General features: G+C 68.3%; 22 protein-coding genes. 11 read left to right on the top strand and 11 right to left on the bottom strand.

Features of this window, described 5'->3' with window-relative positions; genetic code table 11:
* The first annotated feature begins 1 nt into the window (after position 1).
* From ACFFGN_RS17300 to ACFFGN_RS17285, 4 genes are all read left to right on the top strand, one after another.
* Positions 2-481: a hypothetical protein gene (locus ACFFGN_RS17300; protein WP_380048650.1), complete on the top strand. Its 480-nt coding sequence runs from the start codon at positions 2-4 to the stop codon at positions 479-481.
* Positions 482-520: 39 nt separating this feature from the next.
* Positions 521-1,291: an enoyl-CoA hydratase/isomerase family protein gene (locus ACFFGN_RS17295; protein WP_380048648.1), complete on the top strand. Its 771-nt coding sequence runs from the start codon at positions 521-523 to the stop codon at positions 1,289-1,291.
* A 21-nt stretch (positions 1,292-1,312) separates the two neighbouring features.
* Positions 1,313-3,193, top strand: coding sequence for an ABC transporter ATP-binding protein (locus ACFFGN_RS17290; protein ID WP_380048646.1), 1,881 nt, complete (start codon positions 1,313-1,315; stop codon positions 3,191-3,193).
* Between the two features lie 246 nt (positions 3,194-3,439).
* Positions 3,440-4,402, top strand: coding sequence for a trypsin-like serine peptidase (locus ACFFGN_RS17285; RefSeq protein ID WP_380048644.1), 963 nt, complete (start codon positions 3,440-3,442; stop codon positions 4,400-4,402).
* A gap of 51 nt (positions 4,403-4,453) precedes the next feature.
* Here the strand turns inward: ACFFGN_RS17285 and ACFFGN_RS17280 are convergent, their stop codons facing one another.
* Positions 4,454-4,960, bottom strand: a complete 507-nt coding sequence (locus ACFFGN_RS17280) for a hypothetical protein (protein WP_380048642.1) — start codon at positions 4,958-4,960, stop codon at positions 4,454-4,456.
* A 109-nt stretch (positions 4,961-5,069) separates the two neighbouring features.
* Between ACFFGN_RS17280 and ACFFGN_RS17275 the strand changes: the two genes are divergently transcribed.
* Positions 5,070-6,146, top strand: coding sequence for an ATP-dependent DNA ligase (locus tag ACFFGN_RS17275; RefSeq protein ID WP_380048640.1), 1,077 nt, complete (start codon positions 5,070-5,072; stop codon positions 6,144-6,146).
* Here ACFFGN_RS17275 and ACFFGN_RS17270 read toward each other — a convergent pair.
* Positions 6,127-7,143, bottom strand: a complete 1,017-nt coding sequence (locus ACFFGN_RS17270) for an RNA polymerase subunit sigma-70 (protein WP_380048756.1) — start codon at positions 7,141-7,143, stop codon at positions 6,127-6,129. The two genes, ACFFGN_RS17275 and ACFFGN_RS17270, sit on opposite strands and share 20 nt — an antisense overlap.
* A 55-nt stretch (positions 7,144-7,198) precedes the next feature.
* Between ACFFGN_RS17270 and ACFFGN_RS17265 the strand changes: the two genes are divergently transcribed.
* The gene (locus ACFFGN_RS17265; protein WP_380048638.1) at positions 7,199-7,987 is read left to right on the top strand and encodes an ArsR/SmtB family transcription factor; all 789 of its coding nucleotides are present in this window, start codon (positions 7,199-7,201) and stop codon (positions 7,985-7,987) included.
* Here ACFFGN_RS17265 and ACFFGN_RS17260 read toward each other — a convergent pair.
* On the bottom strand, positions 7,984-8,967 hold the full coding sequence (locus ACFFGN_RS17260) for a zinc-binding dehydrogenase (RefSeq protein WP_380048636.1): 984 nt from the start codon (positions 8,965-8,967) through the stop codon (positions 7,984-7,986). The two genes, ACFFGN_RS17265 and ACFFGN_RS17260, sit on opposite strands and share 4 nt — an antisense overlap.
* Before the next feature lie 86 nt (positions 8,968-9,053).
* On the opposite strand from ACFFGN_RS17260, the gene zapE reads away from it, so the two are divergent.
* Positions 9,054-10,100 (top strand): cell division protein ZapE, encoded by a 1,047-nt coding sequence (gene zapE, locus ACFFGN_RS17255; RefSeq protein WP_380048634.1) that lies wholly within the window; start codon positions 9,054-9,056, stop codon positions 10,098-10,100.
* Positions 10,075-10,941, top strand: a complete 867-nt coding sequence (locus ACFFGN_RS17250; RefSeq protein ID WP_380048632.1) for a polyphosphate kinase 2 family protein — start codon at positions 10,075-10,077, stop codon at positions 10,939-10,941. Before zapE ends, ACFFGN_RS17250 begins: the two co-directional genes overlap by 26 nt.
* Before the next feature lie 38 nt (positions 10,942-10,979).
* On the opposite strand, the gene ACFFGN_RS17245 is transcribed toward ACFFGN_RS17250, so the two are convergent.
* A complete protein-coding gene (locus ACFFGN_RS17245) occupies positions 10,980-11,945 on the bottom strand; it encodes a GlxA family transcriptional regulator (RefSeq protein ID WP_380048630.1) in 966 nt (321 codons plus the stop codon).
* Between the two features lie 70 nt (positions 11,946-12,015).
* On the opposite strand from ACFFGN_RS17245, the gene ACFFGN_RS17240 reads away from it, so the two are divergent.
* The 3 genes from ACFFGN_RS17240 to ACFFGN_RS17230 all read left to right on the top strand — a co-directional run bounded on the left by ACFFGN_RS17240 (position 12,016) and on the right by ACFFGN_RS17230 (position 16,033).
* A complete protein-coding gene (locus tag ACFFGN_RS17240) occupies positions 12,016-13,290 on the top strand; it encodes an MFS transporter (protein ID WP_380048628.1) in 1,275 nt (424 codons plus the stop codon).
* An 86-nt stretch (positions 13,291-13,376) separates the two neighbouring features.
* Positions 13,377-13,823, top strand: a complete 447-nt coding sequence (gene soxR, locus ACFFGN_RS17235; RefSeq protein ID WP_380048626.1) for a redox-sensitive transcriptional activator SoxR — start codon at positions 13,377-13,379, stop codon at positions 13,821-13,823.
* Between the two features lie 83 nt (positions 13,824-13,906).
* Positions 13,907-16,033 carry a RecQ family ATP-dependent DNA helicase gene (locus ACFFGN_RS17230; RefSeq protein ID WP_380048624.1) on the top strand — a complete coding sequence of 709 codons (2,127 nt, stop codon included), beginning with the start codon at positions 13,907-13,909 and terminating at the stop codon, positions 16,031-16,033.
* On the opposite strand, the gene ACFFGN_RS17225 is transcribed toward ACFFGN_RS17230, so the two are convergent.
* The 7 genes from ACFFGN_RS17225 to ACFFGN_RS17195 are packed head-to-tail and all read right to left on the bottom strand — an operon-like array spanning position 16,004 to position 22,595.
* Positions 16,004-17,293 (bottom strand): erythromycin esterase family protein, encoded by a 1,290-nt coding sequence (locus tag ACFFGN_RS17225; RefSeq protein WP_380048622.1) that lies wholly within the window; start codon positions 17,291-17,293, stop codon positions 16,004-16,006. The genes ACFFGN_RS17230 and ACFFGN_RS17225 overlap by 30 nt on opposite strands.
* Positions 17,290-17,952 (bottom strand): sigma-70 family RNA polymerase sigma factor, encoded by a 663-nt coding sequence (locus ACFFGN_RS17220; RefSeq protein WP_380048620.1) that lies wholly within the window; start codon positions 17,950-17,952, stop codon positions 17,290-17,292. The genes ACFFGN_RS17225 and ACFFGN_RS17220 overlap by 4 nt, the downstream gene beginning before the upstream one ends.
* On the bottom strand, positions 17,949-19,211 hold the full coding sequence (locus tag ACFFGN_RS17215) for a sensor histidine kinase (RefSeq protein ID WP_380048618.1): 1,263 nt from the start codon (positions 19,209-19,211) through the stop codon (positions 17,949-17,951). The genes ACFFGN_RS17220 and ACFFGN_RS17215 overlap by 4 nt, the downstream gene beginning before the upstream one ends.
* Positions 19,160-19,726, bottom strand: a complete 567-nt coding sequence (locus ACFFGN_RS17210; protein WP_380048616.1) for a hypothetical protein — start codon at positions 19,724-19,726, stop codon at positions 19,160-19,162. The genes ACFFGN_RS17215 and ACFFGN_RS17210 overlap by 52 nt, the downstream gene beginning before the upstream one ends.
* 1 nt (position 19,727) lies before the next feature.
* Positions 19,728-20,786, bottom strand: coding sequence for a hypothetical protein (locus ACFFGN_RS17205; protein ID WP_380048614.1), 1,059 nt, complete (start codon positions 20,784-20,786; stop codon positions 19,728-19,730).
* A 10-nt stretch (positions 20,787-20,796) separates the two neighbouring features.
* Positions 20,797-21,234 carry a hypothetical protein gene (locus tag ACFFGN_RS17200; protein WP_380048612.1) on the bottom strand — a complete coding sequence of 146 codons (438 nt, stop codon included), beginning with the start codon at positions 21,232-21,234 and terminating at the stop codon, positions 20,797-20,799.
* Positions 21,231-22,595 carry a DUF8832 domain-containing protein gene (locus ACFFGN_RS17195; protein WP_380048610.1) on the bottom strand — a complete coding sequence of 455 codons (1,365 nt, stop codon included), beginning with the start codon at positions 22,593-22,595 and terminating at the stop codon, positions 21,231-21,233. Before ACFFGN_RS17195 ends, ACFFGN_RS17200 begins: the two co-directional genes overlap by 4 nt.
* Positions 22,596-22,737 lie beyond the last annotated feature (142 nt).

The raw sequence follows: 22,737 nt of genomic DNA, 5'->3' as shown, positions 1-22,737 counted from the left end.
GGTGAGTATTGATCGGGCGGCCCGCAAGACGTGGGAATCCTTGCGGGCCGCGGAGCTGGAACTCGCGGACCGGCGGCGGGACTTCCTGGCCCTGCCCGTCGAAACCCGGCACGAGCTGCTCGCGGCGGGGCTGGAAAGCCCCGCCCAGCGCGGGACGGCGCTGCGGATGATCGAGTTCCTGGAGATCGTGCACCGGCTGGAGTATTTCCCCCAGCTGGTCCGGCTGGCGTCCTCCGCGCACGCCGACACGATGCTGGTGCGGCAGGTCATCGCGGGCCTGCCGCGTCCGTGGGTGCACTCGTTCCTGAAAGACGAGATGTGGCCGATCCTGGCGCAGGGCGACGACGAGGAGTTCCGGCGGTTCGCGGAGCTGCTCACCGAGATCGGCCCGGAAGACCTGCTGCTGGACTTGGTCGACCTCGCCCGGGCCAGTTCCGACGCGGACATCCGTGAGGTCGCGGAGGACTTCGGCAAGAACTGACCCGGGCAGGTTGTTACTGGTTGGTATATCGTCGTCGCCATGACGGATGGCGGCGTGCGGTTCTCGGTGGACGGGCCTGTTGCCCGAGTGGTGCTGGACCGGCCGGAGGTGCGCAACGCGCAGACTCCGGCCACCTGGCGGGCGCTGGCCGAGTTCGGCGCGTCGCTGCCGGCCGAGGTGCGGGTGGTGGTCGTGTCGGGGGAGGGCCCGTCGTTCTCGGCGGGCCTCGACCGGCGGCTGATCATGGGCGAGCCGATCGACGGCGAACCGCCCCTGCTGTCGCTCGGTACGAAGGCGCAGGCGGAGATCCACCAGGAGATCGCCGGGTTTCAAGCGGGATTCTGCTGGCTGCGCGATCCGTCGTTCGTGAGCATTGCAGCCGTCCAGGGCCATGCGGTCGGCGCGGGCTTCCAGCTCGCTCTGGCCTGCGACCTGCGGGTGATCACCCCGGACGCCAAGTTCAGCATGCGCGAACCGGCCCTCGGGCTGGTGCCGGACCTGGGTGGTACGCATCCCCTGGTCGAGCTGATCGGTTTCTCCCGGGCGCTGGAGATCTGCGCGACCACCCGCTGGGTCGAGGCCGACGAAGCTCTGCGATGGGGTCTGGCCAACATCGTCGTACCGGCTGAGGAACTCGCGGGCACCGTCAGCGACCTCAGCGCCGCGCTGCTGGCACCGCTCGCGGGCGCCGTCCGCGAGACCAAGGCGCTGCTGATTCAGGCCCAGCGCCGGTCGTACGACGAGCAGCTCCAGGCCGAGCGCGAGGCGCAGGCCCGTCGCCTGGCCGAGCTGACGGGAAGTATCAGCTGAGTCTGGGTGTTGACTAGGGACATGTCATCACCGATGGGCATGGGCGGTAGCCCGATGAGCTGGCGACGGCAGGATTCGTCGGTCGTGAACCAGAAGCTCACTCCCGGCACGCTCAAGCGCATCCTGGCCTTCGCCAAGCCTTACACCGTCCAGATCACGGTCTTCCTGCTGCTGGTGGTCGTGTCGGCCGTGCTGGTGATCGCGTCGCCGCTGCTGTTCAAAAAGATCGTCGACGACGGCATCATCAAGGGCGACTCCGGCCTGGTCACGCTGCTCGCGCTGATCGTGGCTGTACTGGCCGTGGTCGAAGCCGGCCTCGGGCTGGTGCAGCGCTGGTACTCCGCCCGCATCGGCGAGGGCCTGATCTTCGATCTGCGTACCAAGGTCTTCGCGCACGTGCAGCGGATGCCGATCGCGTTCTTCACCCGGACCCAGACCGGCGCGCTGGTGTCTCGGCTCAACACCGACGTGATCGGCGCCCAGCAGGCGTTCACCTCGACGTTGTCCGGCGTGGTGTCGAACGTGATCAGCCTGGTGCTGGTCATCGGCGCCATGCTGGTGCTGTCGTGGCAGCTGACGCTGATCGCGATCCTGCTGCTGCCGGTCTTCCTGCTGCCCGCGCGCTATCTCGGCCGCCGGCTGGCCGCGATGACCCGCGAGCAGATGCAACTGAACGCGGACATGTCGACCGCGATGACCGAGCGGTTCAGCGTCGGCGGCGCGTTGCTGGTGAGCCTGTTCGGCCGCCCCGAGGCGGAGAACGCGCAGTTCGCCGAGCGGTCCGGCCGGGTGCGCGATCTCGGTATTCGCATCGCCATGCTCGGCCGGGTCTTCTTCACCGCGCTCACGCTGGTGGCCGCGCTCGCGACGGCCCTGGTGTACGGCGTAGGCGGCAACCTCGCCGTGCGGAACTCCCTCACCGTCGGGACCTTGCTCGCCCTGGTGGCCCTGCTCGGCCGGTTGTACGGCCCGCTGACCGCCTTGTCGAACGTCCGGGTCGATGTGATGACCGCGCTGGTCTCGTTCGAGCGGGTCTTCGAGGTACTCGACCTCAAGCCGATGATCGCCGACGCACCGGATGCCGTCGCCTTGCCCGACGAGGCGGTCACGGTCGAGTTCGAGCACGTCGAGTTCTCGTATCCGTCTGCCGACGAGGTCTCACTCGCATCACTGGAATCCGTTGCCGTGCTGGACAAACGCACCTCCGCGGACGTGCTTCGCGACGTCGGTTTCACCGTTGCCCCCGGCAACATGGTGGCCCTGGTCGGGCCGTCCGGCGCAGGCAAGACCACCATCACGAACCTGGTCGCCCGGCTGTACGACGTCACCGCCGGCGCGGTCCGGATCGGCGGTCACGACGTACGTGAGGTGACGCTGCGATCCCTGCACGACGCCATCGGTTACGTCACGCAGGACGCGCACATGTTCCACGACACCATCCGCGCCAACCTCGCCTACGCCCGGCCGGACGCCACCGACGCCGAGATGGCCGACGCGTTGCGGGCCGCCCAGGTGTGGGAGCTGGTGGAGGCGCTTCCGGACGGGCTCGACACCGTGGTGGGGGATCGCGGCCACCGGCTGTCGGGTGGCGAGCGCCAACGGCTCGCGATCGCCCGGCTGCTGCTGAAGGCCCCGCGCATCGTCGTACTGGACGAGGCGACCGCGCACCTCGACTCCGAGTCCGAGGCCGCGGTTCAGCGGGCGCTCGACACCGCCCTCGAAGGCCGGACCTCGCTCGTTATCGCGCACCGCCTCTCGACCGTGCGCAACGCCGACCAGATCCTCGTGGTCGACGGCGGCACCATCGTCGAACGCGGCACCCACGACGAACTCCTCGCCCGCGACGGCCTGTACGCCGACCTCTACCGCACCCAGTTCGCCCCGCAGCCCAACCCCGTCTGAGGCCCCTTGCGCGGGCTCACGTGCCACCGAAGATGAGCAATCTTTGGGCGGTGTTGACGAAGGGTGTGCGAGCCATTGCGTTGTGCGACGGGTTGTTCTAGCCTCCCCGTTCAGCGCGCTGAGTACTACCCGGTAACCGCGGCACCACCGCGGCGACCCGGGCTGTAAGTCCATGGGCAGATACCGCCAGATCCCCGTCGACTTGCGGCCGGCGTCACCTCGCCGGTCCGGAAAGTGTGGCACCAGATGAAGCGTTCCACCTTGCGTCTGAGCTTGCTGGCCGCCGCCAGCGCCCTCCTCGTCGCCACCCCGCTCACCAGCGTCGCCGGAACCGCGCCGGTCGCTGACAAACCGCAGCCGGTCAGTGTGCCGGCCGCGATCACCTCCGCCCAGCAGGCCGGTGTAGCCGCCTTCTGGACGCCCGAGCGGATGCGCTCGGCTACTCCGATGGACCAGCTTGTACGACGTGCGAAGCTGCCCGAGTCGATCGACGTACCCCAAGGCGCGGCGACCTCCTTCGCGCCTACAGCCTTTCCCAACGGCGGTAGCGCCTGGACCGGCGGGGGAGCGATCGTGCGGACCGAGGGCCGGGTCTTCTTCACCTACGGCGGCCGAACCGCGTCGTGCAGTGGTACGGCTGTAACGAGTACGAACAAGAGCACGGTCGTCACGGCTGGGCACTGCGTCAAACTCGAAGGGGCCTTCCACACCAACTGGGCGTTCGTCCCGGCGTACAACAACGGCGCCACGCCCTACGGCACCTGGACCGCCCGCAAGTTGCTCGCCACGCCGCAGTGGGTCGCCAGCGAGGACATCAACTACGACATGGGCGCGGCGGTGGTGAATCCGCTGAACGGTGCGGCGCTCACGGACGTCGTCGGCGGCCAGGGCATCGCGTTCAACCAGCCGCGCGGCCAGCGCATGTACGCCTTCGGCTACCCGGCGGCAGCGCCGTACGACGGCTCGAAGCTGATCTACTGCAGTGGCACGGTCTTCAACGCCTTCATCAGCAACGGCCTCGGCATGACCTGCAACATGACCGGTGGTTCCAGCGGTGGCGGCTGGTTCCTCAACTTCAACGAGGCCACCGGGACCGGCACGGTGAACTCGGTCAACAGCTACAAGATCAACTTCTTCCCGAACTGGATGTTCGGGCCGTACTTCGGTACTGACGCCCAGAACGTCTACGACTCGGCCCAGGCCTCCTAGCCGAACAGCCGTTGGGCGGGCCCGGTCTCGGGGCCGGGCCCGCCCAACGGTCTACCGCCGCTTGGCCGGCCTCTCCTTGTCGTGTTCCAGCAGGTGCAGGACCGGTACGCCGAGATGGCGGCGGGCCTGCGCGGCCCAGTCCACGTGGAAGAACTCCGCCACCACGTGCGGCCGGGTGAGAATGATGACCTCGCGGCCGTCGACCTTGCGCACGGTCTCGGTCAGCGCGTCGATGGCACGCTCGTGACTGATACCACCCTCGGCCTGTTGCCCCAGGGCCTGGAGTCGTTCGACGCTTCGGCCGCTGCAGCCCTTCGCCTCGTCGTCGATGGCCCGCTGGGCGGCGGCGAGGTCGTTGCGCTGATCGGCGATGCCCGCGCCGTACAGATCGGCCGTGCCGAGGGCGGCCAGGGAGGCCTCCACCCCCGCCTCGGCGTTGTGGCAGGGAATGACCACGTGATACTTGACCGGGTCGGGCAGGTCCTCGTGCAGTGCGACAACCTGCTTGGCGTCTTCTTCCGTCAGCTCTTGCTCGACGAGTAGCACTACGTCGTACATCTGAGCCACCTCCGCTGATGCCGAATGGCGTTCTGCTGCCATCATGCCGCGATTCGGCCCAGTTGCGTCATACCTCCGCCTGACACGGTTTGTGCGGTAAGAAGGGACCATGCGACTTCCCGTGATGCCGCCGGTCGCGCCGATGCTGGCGAAGGCGGTCAAGCAGATCCCCGACGGTGAGCTGAGTTTCGAGCCGAAGTGGGACGGTTTCCGCTCGATCATCTTCCGCGACGGTGACGAGGTGGAGATCGGCAGCCGCAACGAGAAGCCGATGACGCGGTACTTCCCGGAGCTGGTCGAGGCCTTCCGGGCCGAACTGCCCGAACGCTGCGTGATCGACGGCGAGATCATCGTGGTCGGTGCCGACGGCAACAGACTCGACTTCGAGATGTTGCAGCAGCGGATCCACCCCGCCGCGAGCCGGGTGAAGATGCTGTCGGAGACGACGCCGGCGCGGTTCGTGGCGTTCGATCTGCTCGCGCTGGGTGATACCGATTACACCGAGCGGCCGTTCGCCGAGCGGCGCGCCGCCTTGGAGAAGGCGCTGGCCGACGTACAGGCGCCCGTGCACGTGACTCCGGCGACCGCGGACAAGGCCGTCGCGCAGAACTGGTTCGAGCAGTTCGAGGGCGCCGGGCTCGACGGCGTGATCGCGAAACCGCTCGACGGGCCGTATCTGCCGGACAAGCGGACCATGTTCAAGATCAAGCACGAGCGCACGGCGGACTGCGTGGTGGCGGGTTATCGCCTGCACAAGAGCGGGCCCGAGCGGATCGGCTCGTTGCTGCTCGGGCTGTACAACGCCGAGGGCGTGCTCGCCAGTGTCGGCGTGATCGGCGCGTTCCCGATGGCCCGGCGCGAGGAGCTGTTCACCGAGCTACAGCCCTGGGTGACAGATTTCGACAACCACCCGTGGGCCTGGGCCAAGCAGGAGGAGGGCAATCGCACTCCCCGCAACGCCGAAGGCAGTCGCTGGCAGGCCGGCAAGGACCTCAGCTTCATTCCGCTACGCCCCGAGCGCGTGGTCGAGGTTCGGTACGACCACATGGAGGGCGTGCGATTCCGGCACACGGCCCAGTTCGTGCGCTGGCGCGAGGACCGTACGCCGGAATCGTGCACCTACGAACAGCTCGAGGAGCCGGTGAACTTCAACCTCGAGGACGTGCTCACGCCGCGCTCGGACTGAAGCTGGTGACCAGGTCGGACCCGGCGAAAACGGCGATGCCTTTGAGGCCGTCGACCCGGATGTCCAATACGGCCAGGCCGAACGGCTCGCCGCGGTAGTACGACACCACCGCGGGTTGTCCGTTCGCCCGGGTCGGGACCATCCGCCAGTCGCCTGGTTGGCCGATGACGTTCGCCAGGTACGGCACGCAGGTCTTGCGGCCGTCGAACCAGGTCGTCGTACCGACCATTTCCAGGCTCGCGTCTTGGCGGAGGGCCTGTTCAAGTACGGCCAGGTCGGCGTTCTCGAAGCCGTAGATGTACTGCTCGAGCAGGCGCCTTTCGTCGAGATCGCCGGCCAGGTCAGTGGGCTGAGGGTCGCCGAGGTTGGCCCGGGCGCGTTGCAGGCTGCTCTTGACCGCCGTATGGGTGGTGCCGAGCATGACGGCCACCTCGTTCGCGCTGAAGGCGAGCACCTCGCGCAGGATCAGTACGGCCCGTTGCTTGGGTGGTAGCCGTTGCAGGCTCGCGACCAGGGCCAGCCGCAGGCCGTCGCGGGTGGCCGCCACCATCGCGGGATCCTGGTCGGCCGGAGTGACCAGGGCGTCCGGGATCGGCTGCAGCCATTCGATGTCGGGTCCGGCCGCGGCCGGCTCGCCGTACGGGTCGTTGCTGGGGGCACCGAGTCCGGAGGGCAACGGTCTGCGCTTGCGGTTGTCCAGCGCGGTGAGGCAGGCGTTGGTGGCGATCCGGTACAGCCAGACCCGGACCGACGAGCGGCCCTCGAACGTGCCGAACGAGCGCCAGGCCCGCAGGTACGTCTCCTGGACGAGGTCCTCGGCCTCGTCGTACGACGCGAGCATGCGGTAGCAGTGCGCCAGTAGTTCCTTGCGGAAGGGCTCGGTCAGCCGGGTGAAGTCGCTCTCGTCGCGCATCGGGTTCCTTTCGGTTCCAGGGTCATTGTCGGTGTAGACCCCGGCGCTACCCGAAAGGAATCGGTCTGCTTGACAGGCAACCAAACGGCTGCCTATTGTCAACGGGCAACCTAACAGTTGCCTATTGACGAGGTGATCCGTGGACGACGCGTTCAAAGCGCTGGCCGATCCGACCCGGCGCGCGCTGCTCGACAGCCTGAACGAGCGCAACGGGCAGACGCTGCGCGAGTTGTGCGCGTCCCTGGATCTGACTCGCCAGGCGGTGAGCAAGCACCTCGCGATCCTGGAGGCGGCCGGGCTCATCGCAACGGTTCGCCGCGGCCGGGAGAAGTTCCACCACCTGAACGCCGAGCCGATCAACGCCATCGCCGATCGCTGGATCAACCGCTACGACAAGCAGCGGGTTCAGGCGCTCGCAGACCTCAAGACCGCTTTGGAGCAACCGATGACCGCACCGGAATTCGTGTACGTCAGCTACATCCACACCACCGCCGACAAACTGTGGCAAGCCCTGACCGCGCCGGCCTTCACCGAGCAGTACTGGGGCGCCACGCTGGAGTCCGACTGGAAGCCTGGTTCCACCGTCACCTGGCACCAGTCGGGCATCGCGATCCAAGACCCCGAGCAGGTGGTTCTCGAAGCGGAGCCAGGCAAGCGCCTGTCGTACACCTGGCACACCTTCACGCCCGAGTTCGGCAAGACCTTCGAGCTGGGCGACGAGTGGATGGCGAAGGCCTCGGCCGAACCGCGCTCGAAGGTCACCTTCGACCTCGAAACCGTGGGCGACCTGGTCAAACTCACCGTCACCCACGACGGTTTCCCCGAAGGCAGCATCGTGCACGAGGCCGTCTCGGGCGGCTGGCCGCACATCCTCAGCTCCCTCAAGTCCCTGCTCGAAACCGGCCACCCCCTGCCCGAGCCCGCCTAGGGGATGAGGACGACCTTGCCGGTGGTTTCTCGGTTTTCGAGGGCCTGGTGGGCGTCGGCGGCCTTGGCCAGTGGGAAGCGGGTGGTGAGCGGCTTCCAGCGGCCTTCGATCGCCTCGGTGAGCGCGGCGGTTTCGAAGGCGCGGAGGCCGCCTGGGCGCTGGAACATCTTCGGCCCGATCGCCCAGGAGACGGTGAGGCCGCGGGCGATGATGTCGGAGGTGGTCACCGTGGGCGGTTCGCCATCGGACCAGCCGAACCACACGATGCGTCCGCCGACGCCGAGCAGGTCCAGGGCCGCTTTACCCGGCTCGCCACCGACCCCGTCGAGGATGACCGTCACGGACCGGCCGTCGAGTTCCGCCTTGACCTGCTCGGGCCAGTCCGGATCGCGGTAGTCGATCACGATCTGCGCGCCGAGCGAGCGAACCTGCTCGACCTTGGCCGGACCACCCGCGAGACCTACGACGGTGGCGCCGACATTGCGGGCGGTTTGCACCAGCAGGCTGCCGATACCGCCCGCGGCCGCGGTGATCAGGACGACGTCGTCGGGCCCGAGGTGCGCGTCGGCCAGCACCGCCATCGTCGTACGGCCCGTGCCGATGATCGCGACGGCCTCAGCGGCGTCGAGGTGCTCGGGGATCGGGTGGAGGGCCTCGGCCGCGGCGACCGCCAGTTCGGCGTACCCACCGGGGACCTGACCGAGGTGTACGACGACCCGGCGGCCGAGCCAGGACTCGTCGGTGCCGGGACCGAGGGCGTCCACCGTGCCGGCGACCTCCCGGCCCGGGATGGTCGGCAGGTCCGGTACGGCGATCGGTGCGCCACCAGCGTTTCCGGCGCGGAGGACCGTGTCGACCAGATGCACCCCCGCGGCCTCGACCTTGATCCGGACCTGGCCCGCCGCAGGCACCGGATCGGCCGCCTCCTCGTAGCGCAGATTGCCGGCCGGACCGAACTCGTGCAGGCGAATGGCGTGCATCGCGAAGCCTCCTGTTGTTGTGGTGTCGACCACGCTAGGAGTTCGAGTGGACTTGAGGTCAAGCCAACCTCGGTAGGCTGTGCGGCATGCCGATCCGCCTCATCGAACGCCGGCCTGACGTCAGCCCGGACCGGCTGTTGTCGGAGTGCGTGCCGCCTCCGCGGTTCGAGCCCGTGCGGTTCGGCACCTACCGCCCCGACCCGGCCGAGCCCAGCCAGGCAACGGCCCTCGCCGTACTACGCGAGCGCGGTACGACGCTCGCGAAGCCACGCCAGGAGCGGACCTGGTGGCGCCGGAAAGCGGCGGAACAACCTGGCAAGGCGGGCGTCTACCTCGACGGCGGATTCGGCGTGGGCAAAACGCATTTGCTCGCGTCGCTGTGGCACGAGGCCTCTGGCCCGAAGATGTACTGCACCTTCGTCGAGCTCACGAACCTGGTCGGCGCCCTCGGTATGCGCCGCGCGGTCGAGGCGCTCACGCCGTACCGGTTGATCTGCATCGACGAGTTCGAGCTGGACGACCCGGGCGACACCGTACTGATCTCGCGACTGCTCGGGCAGTTGGTCGAGGCCGGGGTTCAGTTGGCCGCCACTTCGAACACGCTGCCGGATCGGCTGGGGGAGGGCCGGTTCCAGGCGACGGATTTCCTCCGCGAGATCCAGGGTCTGGCCGCGCGATTCGACGTACTGCGGATCGATGGGCAGGACTACCGCCACCGGGGTCTGCCGAACGCGCCGACGCCGTTGACCGACGCCGAGGTGGAGCGACTGGCGGCCGGGCGGGATGGCGCGTCGTGCGACCACTTCGTTGATCTGCATCGGCATCTGGCGGAGTTGCACCCGAGCAAGTTCGGCGCGTTGCTCGACGGGGTCACGGCCGTTGGACTGCAGGACATCCGCGAGATCGACGACGAGAACGTCGCGCTTCGTCTGGTGGTGCTGGCCGACCGGATGTACGACCGGGACATTCCGCTGCTGGCCAGTGGGGTGCCGCTGGACCGGATGTTCGACGAACGCATGCTCAAGGGTGGTTACCGGAAGAAGTACCTGCGCGCGTTGTCGCGGTTGATCGCGTTGGCCCGGGCCGGGATGGGGCAGGATGGCCGGCATGGCGACGAAGAAGAGCGCGAATAGAACTGCACCCGGGTTGTCCAGCTCGCTGCGGGTCCCGCCGGGGCCGGTCGACCTGAGCTCGTACGACCCGCGGGCGACGACCGGTTTTGGCGGTACCAAGGAGCAAGGCCGGGAGGCGTTGGCCGCCCTGGCCCCCGAGGTGTCGGACTGGCAGGAACGGCTGTTCGCCGAAGGCCGCAAGGGCGGCTCGCGCAGCGTCTTGCTGGTGCTGCAGGGCATGGATACCTCGGGCAAGGGTGGCGTGATCCGGCACGGCGCCGGGCTGATGGACCCGCAGGGCTTGCGGATCACCTCGTTCAAGGCACCGACCGCGGCCGAGAAGCGGCGCGGGTTCCTGTGGCGGATCCGCCAGGCGTTGCCGGAACCCGGAAAGATCGGGATCTTCGACCGGTCGCACTACGAGGACGTGCTGATCGCCCGGGTCCGGAGCCTGGTGGCGCCGCCGGTGTGGAACCGCCGCTACGAGCAGATCAACGAGTTCGAAGAGGAACTGGCCGCCTCCGGGGTCACCGTGGTGAAGTGCTTCCTGCACATCTCACCTGAGATGCAGAAGGAACGCCTGCAGGCCCGTCTGGACGACCCGACCAAGCACTGGAAGTACAACCCGGGCGACGTGGACGAACGCCAGCAGTGGCCGGCGTACACCGAGGCGTACGAAGCGGCCTTGGAGAAGTGCAATCCGGACCACGCGCCTTGGCATGTGATTCCGAGCGACCGTAAGTGGTATCGCAACTGGGCCGTCACCACTCTGCTGCTGGAAACTCTCAAGGACCTCAATCCGGAGTGGCCCAAGGCCGACTTCGATGTCGTGGTCGAGAAGGCCCGCGTCGAGGCGAGCTGAGACAGGGCTTCACCTGGCGCGGTGCTCAGCTCATGGGCTTAGCCGGCGCGGAAGGTTTTGCGGTAGGCGAGCGGGGATACGCCGAGTTCGGTGCGTAGATGATGCCTCAGTGACCCCGCGGTTCCGAGGCCGGCCTCCTGCGCGACGCGGTCGACCGGCAGGTCGGTGGTCTCCAGCAGGTGGCACGCGTGCCGGACGCGCTGCTGCAATAGCCACGCGCCCGGGGACAGGCCGGTCTCGGCCTTGAATCGGCGGCTGAACGTCCGCACGCTCATGCGCGCGTGTCCGGCCAGCGTGGCCAGGTCGAGTTCCTCGCCGAGGTGTTCGTTCGCCCAGGCGCGCGTCGGCGCCGTACCGGCTGAGCCTTCGTCGGGCACGTTCCGGTCGATGAACTGCGACTGGCCGCCGTCCCGCCACGGCGGTACCACGCAGTGCCGGGCGGCGCGGTTGGCCACCTCGCTGCCGTAGTCGACGCGGGCCAGGTGCAGGCACAGGTCGACGCCAGCGGACAGCCCGGCCGAGGTGATGATGTCGCCGTCGTCGACGAACAGCAGGTTCTCGTTGAGTAGGACCTTGGGGTAGAGCGCGCGAAACTGGTCGGCGTACCGCCAGTGCGTGGTGACCGGCCGCCCGTCCAGCAGTCCGGCCGCGGCGAGTACGAAGGCCCCAGTGCAGATCGAGGCGATGCGCGCGCCGGGGCGGATCTTCGCCAGGGCGGCCCCGAGTTCGTCGGGCAGGGTGCCTTCGTGGCGCGGCTCGTGGATCCGCGTGCCCGGGATGATGACGGTGTCGGCCTCCGCGAGGATCTCGGCGCCAAAGTCCGGTACGACGGTGAAACCGGCGCTCGCCCGGATCGGGCTCTGATCGATCCCACAGACGCGTACGTCGTACAAGGCGGTGCCGTCGGCGCGGGTGGCGGCGCCGAGCACGGTCGGTGGAATCGTCATGTCGTAACCGACGACGGGCGGCAGTGCCAGCACGACCACTTGATGCGGTTTGGGCATGGCCACATCTTGACACATGTTGGCATTCTGGCCACTCGTGCGGGAATTCGCCAGGCTTCACACTCGCCTGGTGACCGAGATCCTGGAGCAGAAGAAGACGGCCGGGCTACATCGCGCCTGGATCGTCGCCGGTATCGCGTTCGTGACGCTGATCGGTGCGGCGGGCTTCCGCTCGGTGCCGAGTGTGCTGATGGATCCGCTGCACGAGGAGTTCGGCTGGTCGCACGCGACGATCGGTCTCGCGGTCTCGATCAACCTGATGCTGTTCGGCCTGATCTCGCCGTTCGCTGCCGCGCTCATGGACACTCTCGGCATCCGCAAGGTGGTCGGCGGCGCCTTGGTGCTCGTGGCCGCCGGTAGCGGGTTGACCGTCTTCATGACGTCCAGCTGGCAGCTTCTGCTGTGCTGGGGCCTGCTGGTGGGCTTGGGAACCGGCGCGATGTCGATGAGCTTCGTCGCGACTGTGACCGGCCGGTGGTTCGTGGCCCGCCGGGGACTGGTGACGGGAATCCTGACCGCTGGTGCAGCCACCGGGCAGCTGATCTTCCTTCCGCTGGTCGCAAAGCTCGCAGGCGACTACGGATGGCGCCTGCCGGCTCTGGTGGTTGCCGCCTGCGCGTTGGCCGTCGTACCGCTGGTGCTGATCTTCATGCGGGACTACCCGAGCGACGTGGGCTTGCGGGCGTACGGCGCTCCTGAGGGCAGTACGGTCGGCTTGCGGGTCACTGCGACCGGGAACAGCGCGATGCGGGCGCTGGCGTCTCTACGGACTGCGGCCCGCCAACCGACGTTCTGGCTTCTCGCGGGTGGGTTTGCCATCTGTGGCGCGTCTACGAACGGCCTGGTCGGTACGCACTTTGTGACGGCCGCACACGATCATGGGATGCCGTCCACGACTGCGGCGTCTCTGCTCGCGCTTGTCGGGATCTTCGACATCGCCGGGACTATCGCGTCCGGATGGCTTACAGACCGTTGGGACCCGCGGTACTTGTTGATCGGGTACTACTCGTTGCGAGGCGCTTCACTGCTCGTACTGCCGTCGCTGTTCTCCCCGCACGCGGAACCGAGCATGTGGGTGTTCATCATCTTCTACGGGCTCGACTGGGTCGCGACCGTTCCGCCGACTGTGGCGTTGTGCCGGCAGTGGTTCGGGATGGACGCGCCAATCGTGTTCGGCTGGGTTTTCGCGTCGCACCAGATCGGGGCGGCCGTGGCCGCCACTGGCGCCGGTGCGATCCGCGACGCCCTCGGCACGTATGACCTCGCGTGGTACCTAGCGGGTGGCTTGTGCATGGTCGCGGCGTTGATGTCGCAGCGGATCCGGCGGCTGCCGGTCGCGCTTTGAGCTGGCTGCGGGGGATGTGGCCTTCGGTCGGTAGCCTCGACGTTAGTTGAGGTCCGACCGGAGGGAATCAGATGGACCAGGGTGAGATGACTGTCGGCGAGGTCGCGGAGCGCAGCGGGGTAGCGGTTTCGGCCCTGCACTTCTACGAACGGCAGAACCTCATCATCAGCCGCCGTACGTCGGGCAACCAGCGCCGGTACAAGCGCGACACCCTGCGCCGGGTGGCGATGATCCGGATCGCGCAGCGCGTCGGTATCCCGCTGGCGAACGTCGCCGCGATCCTGGCGTTGCTACCCGACAACCGGACGCCGACGCGGCAGGACTGGGCCCGGATCTCGGAGTGCTGGCAGCAGGAGCTCGACGCCCGGATCGCCCATCTGCTGCAACTGCGCGACGACTTCAAGGAGTGCGTCGGCTGCGGTTGCCTCTCGCTCGACCGCTGCGCGCTGGCCAATCCGTACGACGCTTTGGCGGCGGGTGGCCCCGGACCTCAACGTCTGGTGGATGCCCAGGGCCTGCCGCGATCGCGCTGACCACCCTCAACCTCTACCTCAGCCTTCGGCGGTTATCCACAGGCGTCCGCGGAATGGGGGTGGCAACGTCTAGGGTTTCGGGCATGGCTGATTCGCAGACGTTGGCGCTGTCGGACACAAGGTCCGCCACCGCCGCACAGGTGATCCAGGCGATCGCGGGGGAGTCCGCGCGATTGCGGGCGGACCAGGAGACCGCTGTCGCCGCGCTGTGCGAGCCGAGAGCCCGGGTGCTTGTCGTGCAGGCCACCGGCTGGGGCAAGTCCGCGGTGTACTGGGCCGCGACCGCGATCCGCCGTTCGGAGGGCGCCGGACCGACCCTGGTGGTGTCCCCGTTGTTGTCGCTGATGCGGGACCAGGTGGGCGCGGCCGCCCGGGCCGGGTTGCGCGCGGCGACGCTCAACTCCTCGAACTTCGACGCCTGGGACGGTATCGAAGCCGACCTGCGATCAGGTGCGATCGACGTGCTGCTGGTATCACCCGAGCGGCTGGCCAATCCCGGCTTCGGCCGTCGAGTGCTCGATGGTCTCGCGGGCCAGATCGGCTTGCTGGTGATCGACGAGGCGCATGCGGTCTCGGACTGGGGTCACGACTTCCGGCCGGACTACCGCCGCGTGTCCGACGTGCTGCAAAAGCTCAACCCCGACACGCCCGTGCTGGCCACTACCGCGACGGCGAACGCCCGCGTCACCGAGGACGTCGCCCACCAACTCGGCGAATCCACCCTGGTCCTGCGTGGTCCGTTGGCTCGGTCGAGCCTTCAGCTTGCGGTGGTGAATGCCTTGTCCCCGCTGGACCGGTTCGCGTGGGTGGTGGACCACCTGCCGAAGCTGCCCGGCTCCGGCATCGTCTATACGCTCACCGTTTCCGACGCGCAGCGGTTGGCCGCCGCCGTGCAGGAGGTGCACGGGCCGTCCCTGCCCGTCGCCGCGTACACGGGCGGTCTTGAGGTCGCCGAGCGGGAGCAACTCGAGGACGCTCTGCGAGACAACCGGCTCAAGGCGCTGATCGCGACGTCCGCGCTGGGGATGGGCTACGACAAACCCGATCTCGGTTTTGTGGTGCATGTCGGTTCGCCGCCGTCACCGGTGTCGTACTACCAGCAGGTCGGTCGTGCGGGCCGCGGCATCGATCACGCGATCGTCGCGCTGCTGCCGTCCGACGCCGATGCCGGCGTGTGGGACTACTTCGCGACGGCGACGATTCCCGATCCGGACCAGGTCAGCCGGTTGCTGAGCGGGCTCGAGGCCTACACCGGTGATGAGCCGGCCACGGTTCCGGCGCTGGAGGCCGAAACCGGGCTGCGCCGCGGCCGGGTCGAGCTGATGCTGAAACAGCTCGCGGTCGACGGCGCGGTCGAGCGGGTCGACAAGGGCTGGGTCCGAACCAGTACGCCCTGGTCGTTCGACGCCGCGCACTACGACGGCATCATCTCGGTACGGCGCCGCGAGGCCGACATCATGCGCGCCTACACCCGCGGCGAAAGTTGCCTCATGCAACTGTTGCAGGAGTCGCTCGATGATCCCTCGGCGGTGCCGTGCGGGCGCTGCTCGGTCTGCCTCGGCTTGTTGCCCGATCCGTTGACGGCGGCGCCCGATCCCGAGACCGTCAAGGCGATCACGCGGTTGCTGCGCGGCGAGACGCATGTGCTGGAGCCCCGCAAGATGTGGCCGGGTGGCTCGTTCGGCGCCAAGGGCCGGATCCCACCGGCGCTGAGCGCGGAGCCGGGCCGTTCGATCGTGTTCGCCGACGCGCCGGAGTGGCGTGAGGTGATCCGTTCGGTGTTCGGCGACTCCGGCGGTGATCCGGCGCAGCTGGAGGCACTGAAGGCCGGTTGCGTCAGCGCGATGTCGAAATGGAAGAACGCGTGGTCGCGTCGGCCCGAGGTGGTCGTCGGGCTGCCGGCCGCGGGATACCGCCGGCTGGTGACCGAGGTGGCCGACTATCTGGCGGAGCTGGGCCGGATGGAGCGGGCGGACCTGACGGTTGATGGCGGTGCCTTCACCGATGGCATGTCGTCGGCGGAGGAGGCGAAGGTCTGGCGCGACGGCATCTCGATCGACGCCGAGACCGCGCAGGCGTTCGCGGGTCGCTCGGTGCTGCTGGTGGTCGACGCGTCGTCCTCGCAATGGCCGATCACCGTGGCGGCGGCCAAAGTCCGCGAGGCCGGGGCTGCCGCGGTGCTACCTCTGCTCATCCACCGTCGGCCCTGACTCGGCAATGGCCCGGCTCGGGGTCGAGTGGGCGATGTACGCGAGTCCGTCGAAGTCGTCGGCCAGCACGGTGGCAGTGAAGTAGAACGTTGAGCCCACGCGTGGCACCACCGCGCCATAGCTACGCATCCACTGGGACGCCTGCAGCCAGTCCCGTACCTCTGCGGGCAGCTTCGCCGCGCGGAGGTTGACGAGGTGGTCGTGGGGGTTGGCCTTCGCGAGGATGTGTTCGAGGTTCATGGTGGCCGGCGGTATCGACACGACCCCGAGATTGCGGCCGACGAACCAGCGGTGCGGCAGCGGCCAAGGCGCCGAACGCTTGGCGCGGAAGGTGCCTCCGCCGAAGACCAGGCCGAGTACGTAGTAGGCCTGGCCGAGGCGTTCGCGGAGGTGGCTGCCCATCGCGGGCATACCGTTGGCGTTGGGCGTGAGGTGGCCGTTGTGCGCCCACAGGACGACCTTCGCTGCAAGATCCGCGTCCAGTAGTTCGGTCACGGCGTCGGCCATATAGCGATCCCGCGCCGCGAACGCCGTACGCGTCGCGTCTTCGGCTTGCGGGGGACGGCTCGCGACATCGGCGTTCTCGCGCAGAATACGGACGTGCTTGTGCACCACCGTCAGATCCACCTGGTCGAGTGCCTGCGAAGACAAGAACCGAGTCAGTTCTTCCGTCACGGTGAACAGCTCGCGATCGGGCAGCGTGCCTGGTTGTACGTCGGCGAGCGGCGCGATCGCCGACGCGTAGCGCGCGGCCTCGCTGCGCTGAGCCTCATCGAGCCAACGTGCCGACAAGAGGAAGTCCGTCACGTACCGGACCGAAGGCGCGCATCGTTGCGGATCGATACCGGCGAACCGCAGCTTCTCGGCGTCCGGCCGATCCCTGTTGTAAGCGCGCATCCACTCGACCATGGCGACGATCTCCTCGGTGCGCCAGGTCCAAAAGCCGAGGCCGGACACCACCTCGGCGGCGGTGCCGACGCCGTCGCGGATATACGCGTCAACGGCCGGCGCCGCCGACGTACTGGCTTCCATCGCGAAAGTCGTAAAGCCTTCGCGGACCAGCATCGCGAGCAGGTGGTGCTTGAGCTGGAAGAACTCGCGCGTCCCGTGCGTGGCCTCGCCGAGGCCGACCACCCGTACGCCGTTCAGGGCCGGTAGCCAGCGCACAACCTCTCCGGGCCATGCGCCGGCACCGTCCAGCGGTGGCAGCGGGATCGCCTCGGACTTGAGCCACTCCTGGACGGCTGCTGGAGTCTTCATAGCTGGCCCCGGAGGCGAGAGCGGACCAGGACGGCGTGGATCCGGTCGGGCAGGCCGAGCTTGGCCAGCACGTTGGAGACGTGGACCTTGACGGTGTAGCGGCTGATGACCAGGCGTTCGGCGATCTCCTGGTTCGAGAGACCTTCGGCGACCAGGTCGAACACCTCGCGTTCGCGTTCGGTCAAGTGGTCGAGCGCGCGCAGCAGTACCTGGTCGGTCTCGTCGGGCAGTTCGGGCCGCAGCGCCTCGATCATCCGGCTGGTGGCCTCGGGCGCGAGTACGGAGTTGCCGCTGGCAACGATCCGGATCCCGTCGCGAAGGCGTTCACTCGGCGCGTCCTTGAGCAGGAAACCACTCGCGCCCGCCTGGAGCGCGGCGTACACGTAGCTGTCCAGGTCGTACGTCGTCAGGATCAGCACGCGGGTTACCGGGGTGGCCCGGACGATCTGCCGGGTGGCCTCGATGCCGTCGAGCCGGGGCATTCGGATGTCCATCAAGACAACGTCGGGTTTGTGCAGCGCGACCGCCTCCACCGCTTGGCGTCCGTCGGCGGCGGCGGCGACAACTTCTAGGTCGGGTGCGACGTCCACGAGTCGGCTGAGGGCCTCGCGCAACAGTTCCTCGTCGTCGCAGACCACTACCCGGATGAGGTCCGTCATGCCGGTTCTCCTGATCGAACGGGTTGCCGCAGTGGCAACGTCGCGTAGACGGCAAAGCCGCCGTCGTGGGTTCCGGCGTGCACGGTGCCGCCGAGGAGTTCTACCCGCTCACGCATACCAACGAGCCCAGTGCCGCGTACGGCGTCGGTGGGTGCGGGAGGGTCGGGAAGTTGGTTGCTGACCTCGATCTCCAGACTGCCCGGCAGGTACGTCAGGCGCACGATGGTCGGTACGCCGCCCGCGTGCTTCGCGACGTTCGTCAGTGACTCCTGCACCACGCGATACGCCGCCAGCTCGATACTGGTGTCGGCCGTCCGGACCGGTCCATGCCGTTCGATCGTCACCTGCGGGCCCCCCGCCGGTATGCGGGCCACCAACTCGTCCAGCTCGGCAAGCGTCGGCGGCGGCCGTAGCTCGTCGGGCCCGTCAGTGCGCAGTACGCCGAGCAGACGGCGCAACTCCGCAAGCGAATCCCGGCCGGTGTCGGCCACCCGCCGCAGCGTTTGCCGGGCGGCGGCCTCGTCACCGGTCTCGGCTCCTGCCTCGGCGTCGAGCACCATCCGGGTGACGGAGTGGTTGAGGATGTCGTGCAGTTCGCGAGCCAGCAGAGCCCGTTCGCGATCGGCCGCCCGCTGCTCGGCGACGGCCCGTTCCTCGACGAGCCGGGTCGAGGTCTCGCGTAGTTCGGTGATGCGCTGCCGTTGTGACGCCTCGAACCGTCCGCTGAAGGTGAAGCCGGCCAGGCCGATCACGGTCAGCGCGATCAACGGCAACCCGCCCTGCTCGTCGATCGCCAGCACCGTGAGCACCGTCAGGTACGTGGCGGCGGCCGCCAGCGCCATCCGAAGCCCGCGCCGGTCGGCCCAGCACGCCGCGTAGTACACGCCGATCACCACGCCGAACGCGAGCACGTAACCACCGAGGGCGGTCAGCACGAGATCGACGAGCCCGACCACGATGACAACGGCCAGTGGATAGCGCCGGCCGAACATCAACGCGGTGCTCTGCAGCAGTCCGGACACCAGCACGAGCCAGCCGTGAGGGCTGTCGTGCCGGAACGACGTCCACGCGATCGCCACCGGGAAGCACGCCGTGACCAGGTGATTCGCCCGTTGCGCCGCGTCCGGCCCCATCCACCACCCGCGAGTGGTCGCGTATGTACGCGTCCACTCGCGGCAGGTAGCCGCAGCCCGCGCGGCCTTTGGGCTCAGCGCCACGTCCAGGCCTCGCGCCGACGGCCGGTTCTGGTCCTCAGCCACAGCAAGCTCCCCAGCGGTATGACGGCCGCCAGTGGCAGCAGGCCGAGCGACCAGGCTAGTGCGGCGGGCGGTCCAGGACGGTTGCCGACGGGGATCTCCAAGACGCCGGTGCCGCGTCCCTTCGGCCCATCGATCTCGTACTCGAACCGCCAGGTTCCTGGGCTGGTCAGCGCGACGATGTCGAAGCCCCACTTGTCCAGTGCCCGGGGATGGCGGGCCAGTTTGGTGCCGTCGGGAGTGGATTGGGCCTGCGCGAGCAGCACGCTGCCCTTGGGGGAGATCGGCCGGACCTCGGCCTTGAGCCCCTGGATTCCGCCTTCGGGTTCGAAGAGGAAGTCCAGCGACTTCTCCGCCCGCAACGGCCACTGGCTGAACGACGTCTTCAGCTTGTACGGACCCACTTGGGTGATCTCGGTGTGAACCACGTCGACCGGTTCGGTGGCGGCGTACGCGGTCGGGGTGGTGAGCATGCCGAGCGCCGCGACCGCTGCTGCCAACTTGATCAACCTCCGCATGTCAGACCTCCACCAGGGTTTTGCGCGCGGGCGTCGATACCGGCGCGCTCGCGAGCCGGCCGGCCGTACCGAGGTGCCAGCCGAACCAGCCGGACAGCACTCCCACCGGGACAGCGGCGACGATCGTCAAGGCCGGTGGAGTGAAGACGGGTACATAGCCCAGGGCAACGATCAGCCCGGTCAGCCCACCGAGAACCAGCACGACCGGGCGTAGTGCCCAGTTCCGGCGGCGGCCCAGTGCGAGTCCACCCGCGAGGACCAGCACCGCGATCGGCAGGGCGAACGGGAACGTCACCGGCATCGCCGGAACTCCGCTCGCGTAATCGCGCATCCCGAGGCCGAGCGAGTCGGCGTACACCTTGGTGGCGGGAATCGGTACGACCCAGAACAGCGCGTGCATCGCGGCGTAGGCGGCGGCGATGACCACGATCGACCGGGTCTCGCGCAGAGCGGCGGCGGCCGCGGTGACGACGAGCACGCTGATCGCGCAGATGGCCAGGAGGATCGAGTCCACTCCGGGCAGCCGAGGCGTGGAGTAGCAGAGGAAGACCAGGCCTGGGATTCCGGCGACGGCCGCCACGGCCAGGCCGACGCGTCCCGTCGAGGTGGATCGCAGCATGATGAACGCGAAGATCAGCCCGGCGGTATCGAACAACGTCATCAGCGACATCGCCACGTGAGGTGGCGAGGTCGGCGTGACGTCGAACCCGTAGACCGTGTGCCACCACAGATCGGTCAGGCCGTAGAGCAGGCCGGCCGCGGCCGCCGTACCGCAGATCAGGAACGGCAGCGGTGTGCGGAACACCCGCATTACGGTGACCGCGGGCATGGCCGCGGTGTCACGCGCGGCCCGGGTGGTGAGCAGGACGACGATCAGTGAGGTGAGGCCGGTGATGGCCGAACCGAGGTACATCACCAGGTGTGGCGCGGTGAAGAACGTGTCGGGCCCGACGTCGGCATGCCACTGCACGTCCCACGTCAGGCCGATGCCTGCCGTGAGCGTGCCGAGTAGCAACAGCCAGGCGCCGGCTCGCTCCCGCAGGGGGAGTTGGCTGGTCATAGTGGTCCTTTCAGTTCTGGACGGAGACGGTGACAGTGGCGGCGTCCGGGCCGTCCGCAGTGTCGAGCCGGACGGTGACCTCCCAGACGCCGCTCATCGGAAACAGCTCGCCGCGCGCCCCGAAAGCCCCCGTGTTCTCGCCTTCGGGAAGCGCCTGCACCACCGCGGTGGCATGGCCCATGCTCGGCATCGCCGACTCCAGCGAGACGGCACGTACGGCGGCCGGTCCGCCGTTGAGGTCTTTGACCACGACCCGGCTGTCGATCTCCCCGACGCGGTGATCGGGTAGCCAAAGCTGGACCGCGTACCGGCTGGACTTCGCTTCGGCGGCCGCGCCCAGGGCAGTCTCGGCGGAACCGAGCTGGCGGACCACCACATAACCGGCCACGGCGAGGATCACCGCCGCGCAGATCAAGACGAGCGTGCTACGGCGGGTGGTCGCGCTCATGGTCGTTCTCCCTTCGCGACGGTGATGACAAACGGCACGGTGTGGATCCGGTAGTTCCGGGCGTATTGCAGCCACGCGAGATACCGACCGGGTCTGGGGAAGGTGTAGGTGAAGCGCAATGCCGGTCCGAGCGTCGCGACGGTCTCGTCAGGCGCAGCCGCCCGGACCGTCTTTGCCTGCGCAGCCATCGAGGTCAGTTCGTGCGCGTGACCGAAGAACGTGCCGGACTGGTCGCGCAGGACGAGATGGCCGGCCATACCCAGCCACGGCTGCAGGTCGTTCGCGCCGGTCACCTCCGCCTCGACCGTGACGGGCCGCCCCGCTATCGCCGCACCAACGTCGATGCGGACGTTCCCGGCCTGCCGCTCGACGGGACGGGCTACGGGTGAGCCGCCGACCTCGAAGTCGGCGCTGACGAGTTGGGCGCCGCTGTCGGTCCGTTCGAACTCGGCGTGCAGGTAGTACCTGCCAGGCTCGTAGGCCGCCATGCGCAGCGTGTAGACGCCCGGACTGGTCCGTACGGGGTGGGCGTGGCGGAAGTCGTTGCCGGTCTGACTCGTCACCACGGCATGCAGAAGTGCCGCATGATGCGCGACAACGTCGTCGACGGCACGACCGGTGTTGCCGTCGTACAGCCGGAGTTGCAGGTCGAACGGCTTGCCAGCGCTCGGACGGGCTGGAACGGTCGCGAGGCCGAGGTTCACGTATGGCCGGCCGTTCGGGGCTGAGCCGTCCGCAGGGTCCGTACCACTTGTCGCGGTTGGAGGCGCTCCGTCCGGGATGGCCGGCGGCAGGTCCTTGGAGAGCACGGCCGTCGTACTGGCGACGACTAGAACCACGACCACACCAACGGCCTGCGGAACGGCAAGAACCCGAACCAGCGGACGTCGTACGCCCAGGACGGCTGTGCCGAGACTGCCGAGGATCAACAAGCCCGCCAGCGTGAAGCCGCCGTACGTGACCACCTCCCAGCTCGCGAGGTTGTCGACCAGTACGCGAAAGGGCAGAACGGCTTGCTCGTCTCCAGCGGTCAGAACCAGTTCATACTGCCCTGGCGACTCCACCCGCAATGTGGCTCGATGAGGTCCTGCGGCAACGAGATCCAACCTCACCGGGCTAGAGCCACCTGCGACGGCTAGGCCGAGCTGTAGCGGGTTGACCGGGTCGTGGGCGATCACCTCGACGTGAAGCGGCCCGGGTACTTCGGGCGTTCTACGCAGGATGACGGTGAGTTCGTTGCCTGCGAAGGTCTGGGCGATCTGCAGGTCTGCCGTCGGGCTCACGCCGTGCGCCTGGGCCGATCCGGCTGGCAGCCAAACGAGGGCCAGGACGGCGGCTAGGAGTAGCAGAGATCGCTTCACCCTTCGAACCTAGGGAGAACGACCTGCGTCTACTTAAGGCAAGCGGACTGACTTGTCTAATACCGAAGAACTACACGGTGAACCTCGGGCAGCACGCTGAGCAGCCGGTCGCTGAAATCACCGCGGACCTGGTACGCCGCGC

This window comes from Kribbella deserti (assembly GCF_042434725.1).
GTDB lineage: Bacteria > Actinomycetota > Actinomycetes > Propionibacteriales > Kribbellaceae > Kribbella > Kribbella deserti.
This window is presented reverse-complemented; position numbering and strand designations above follow the sequence as displayed.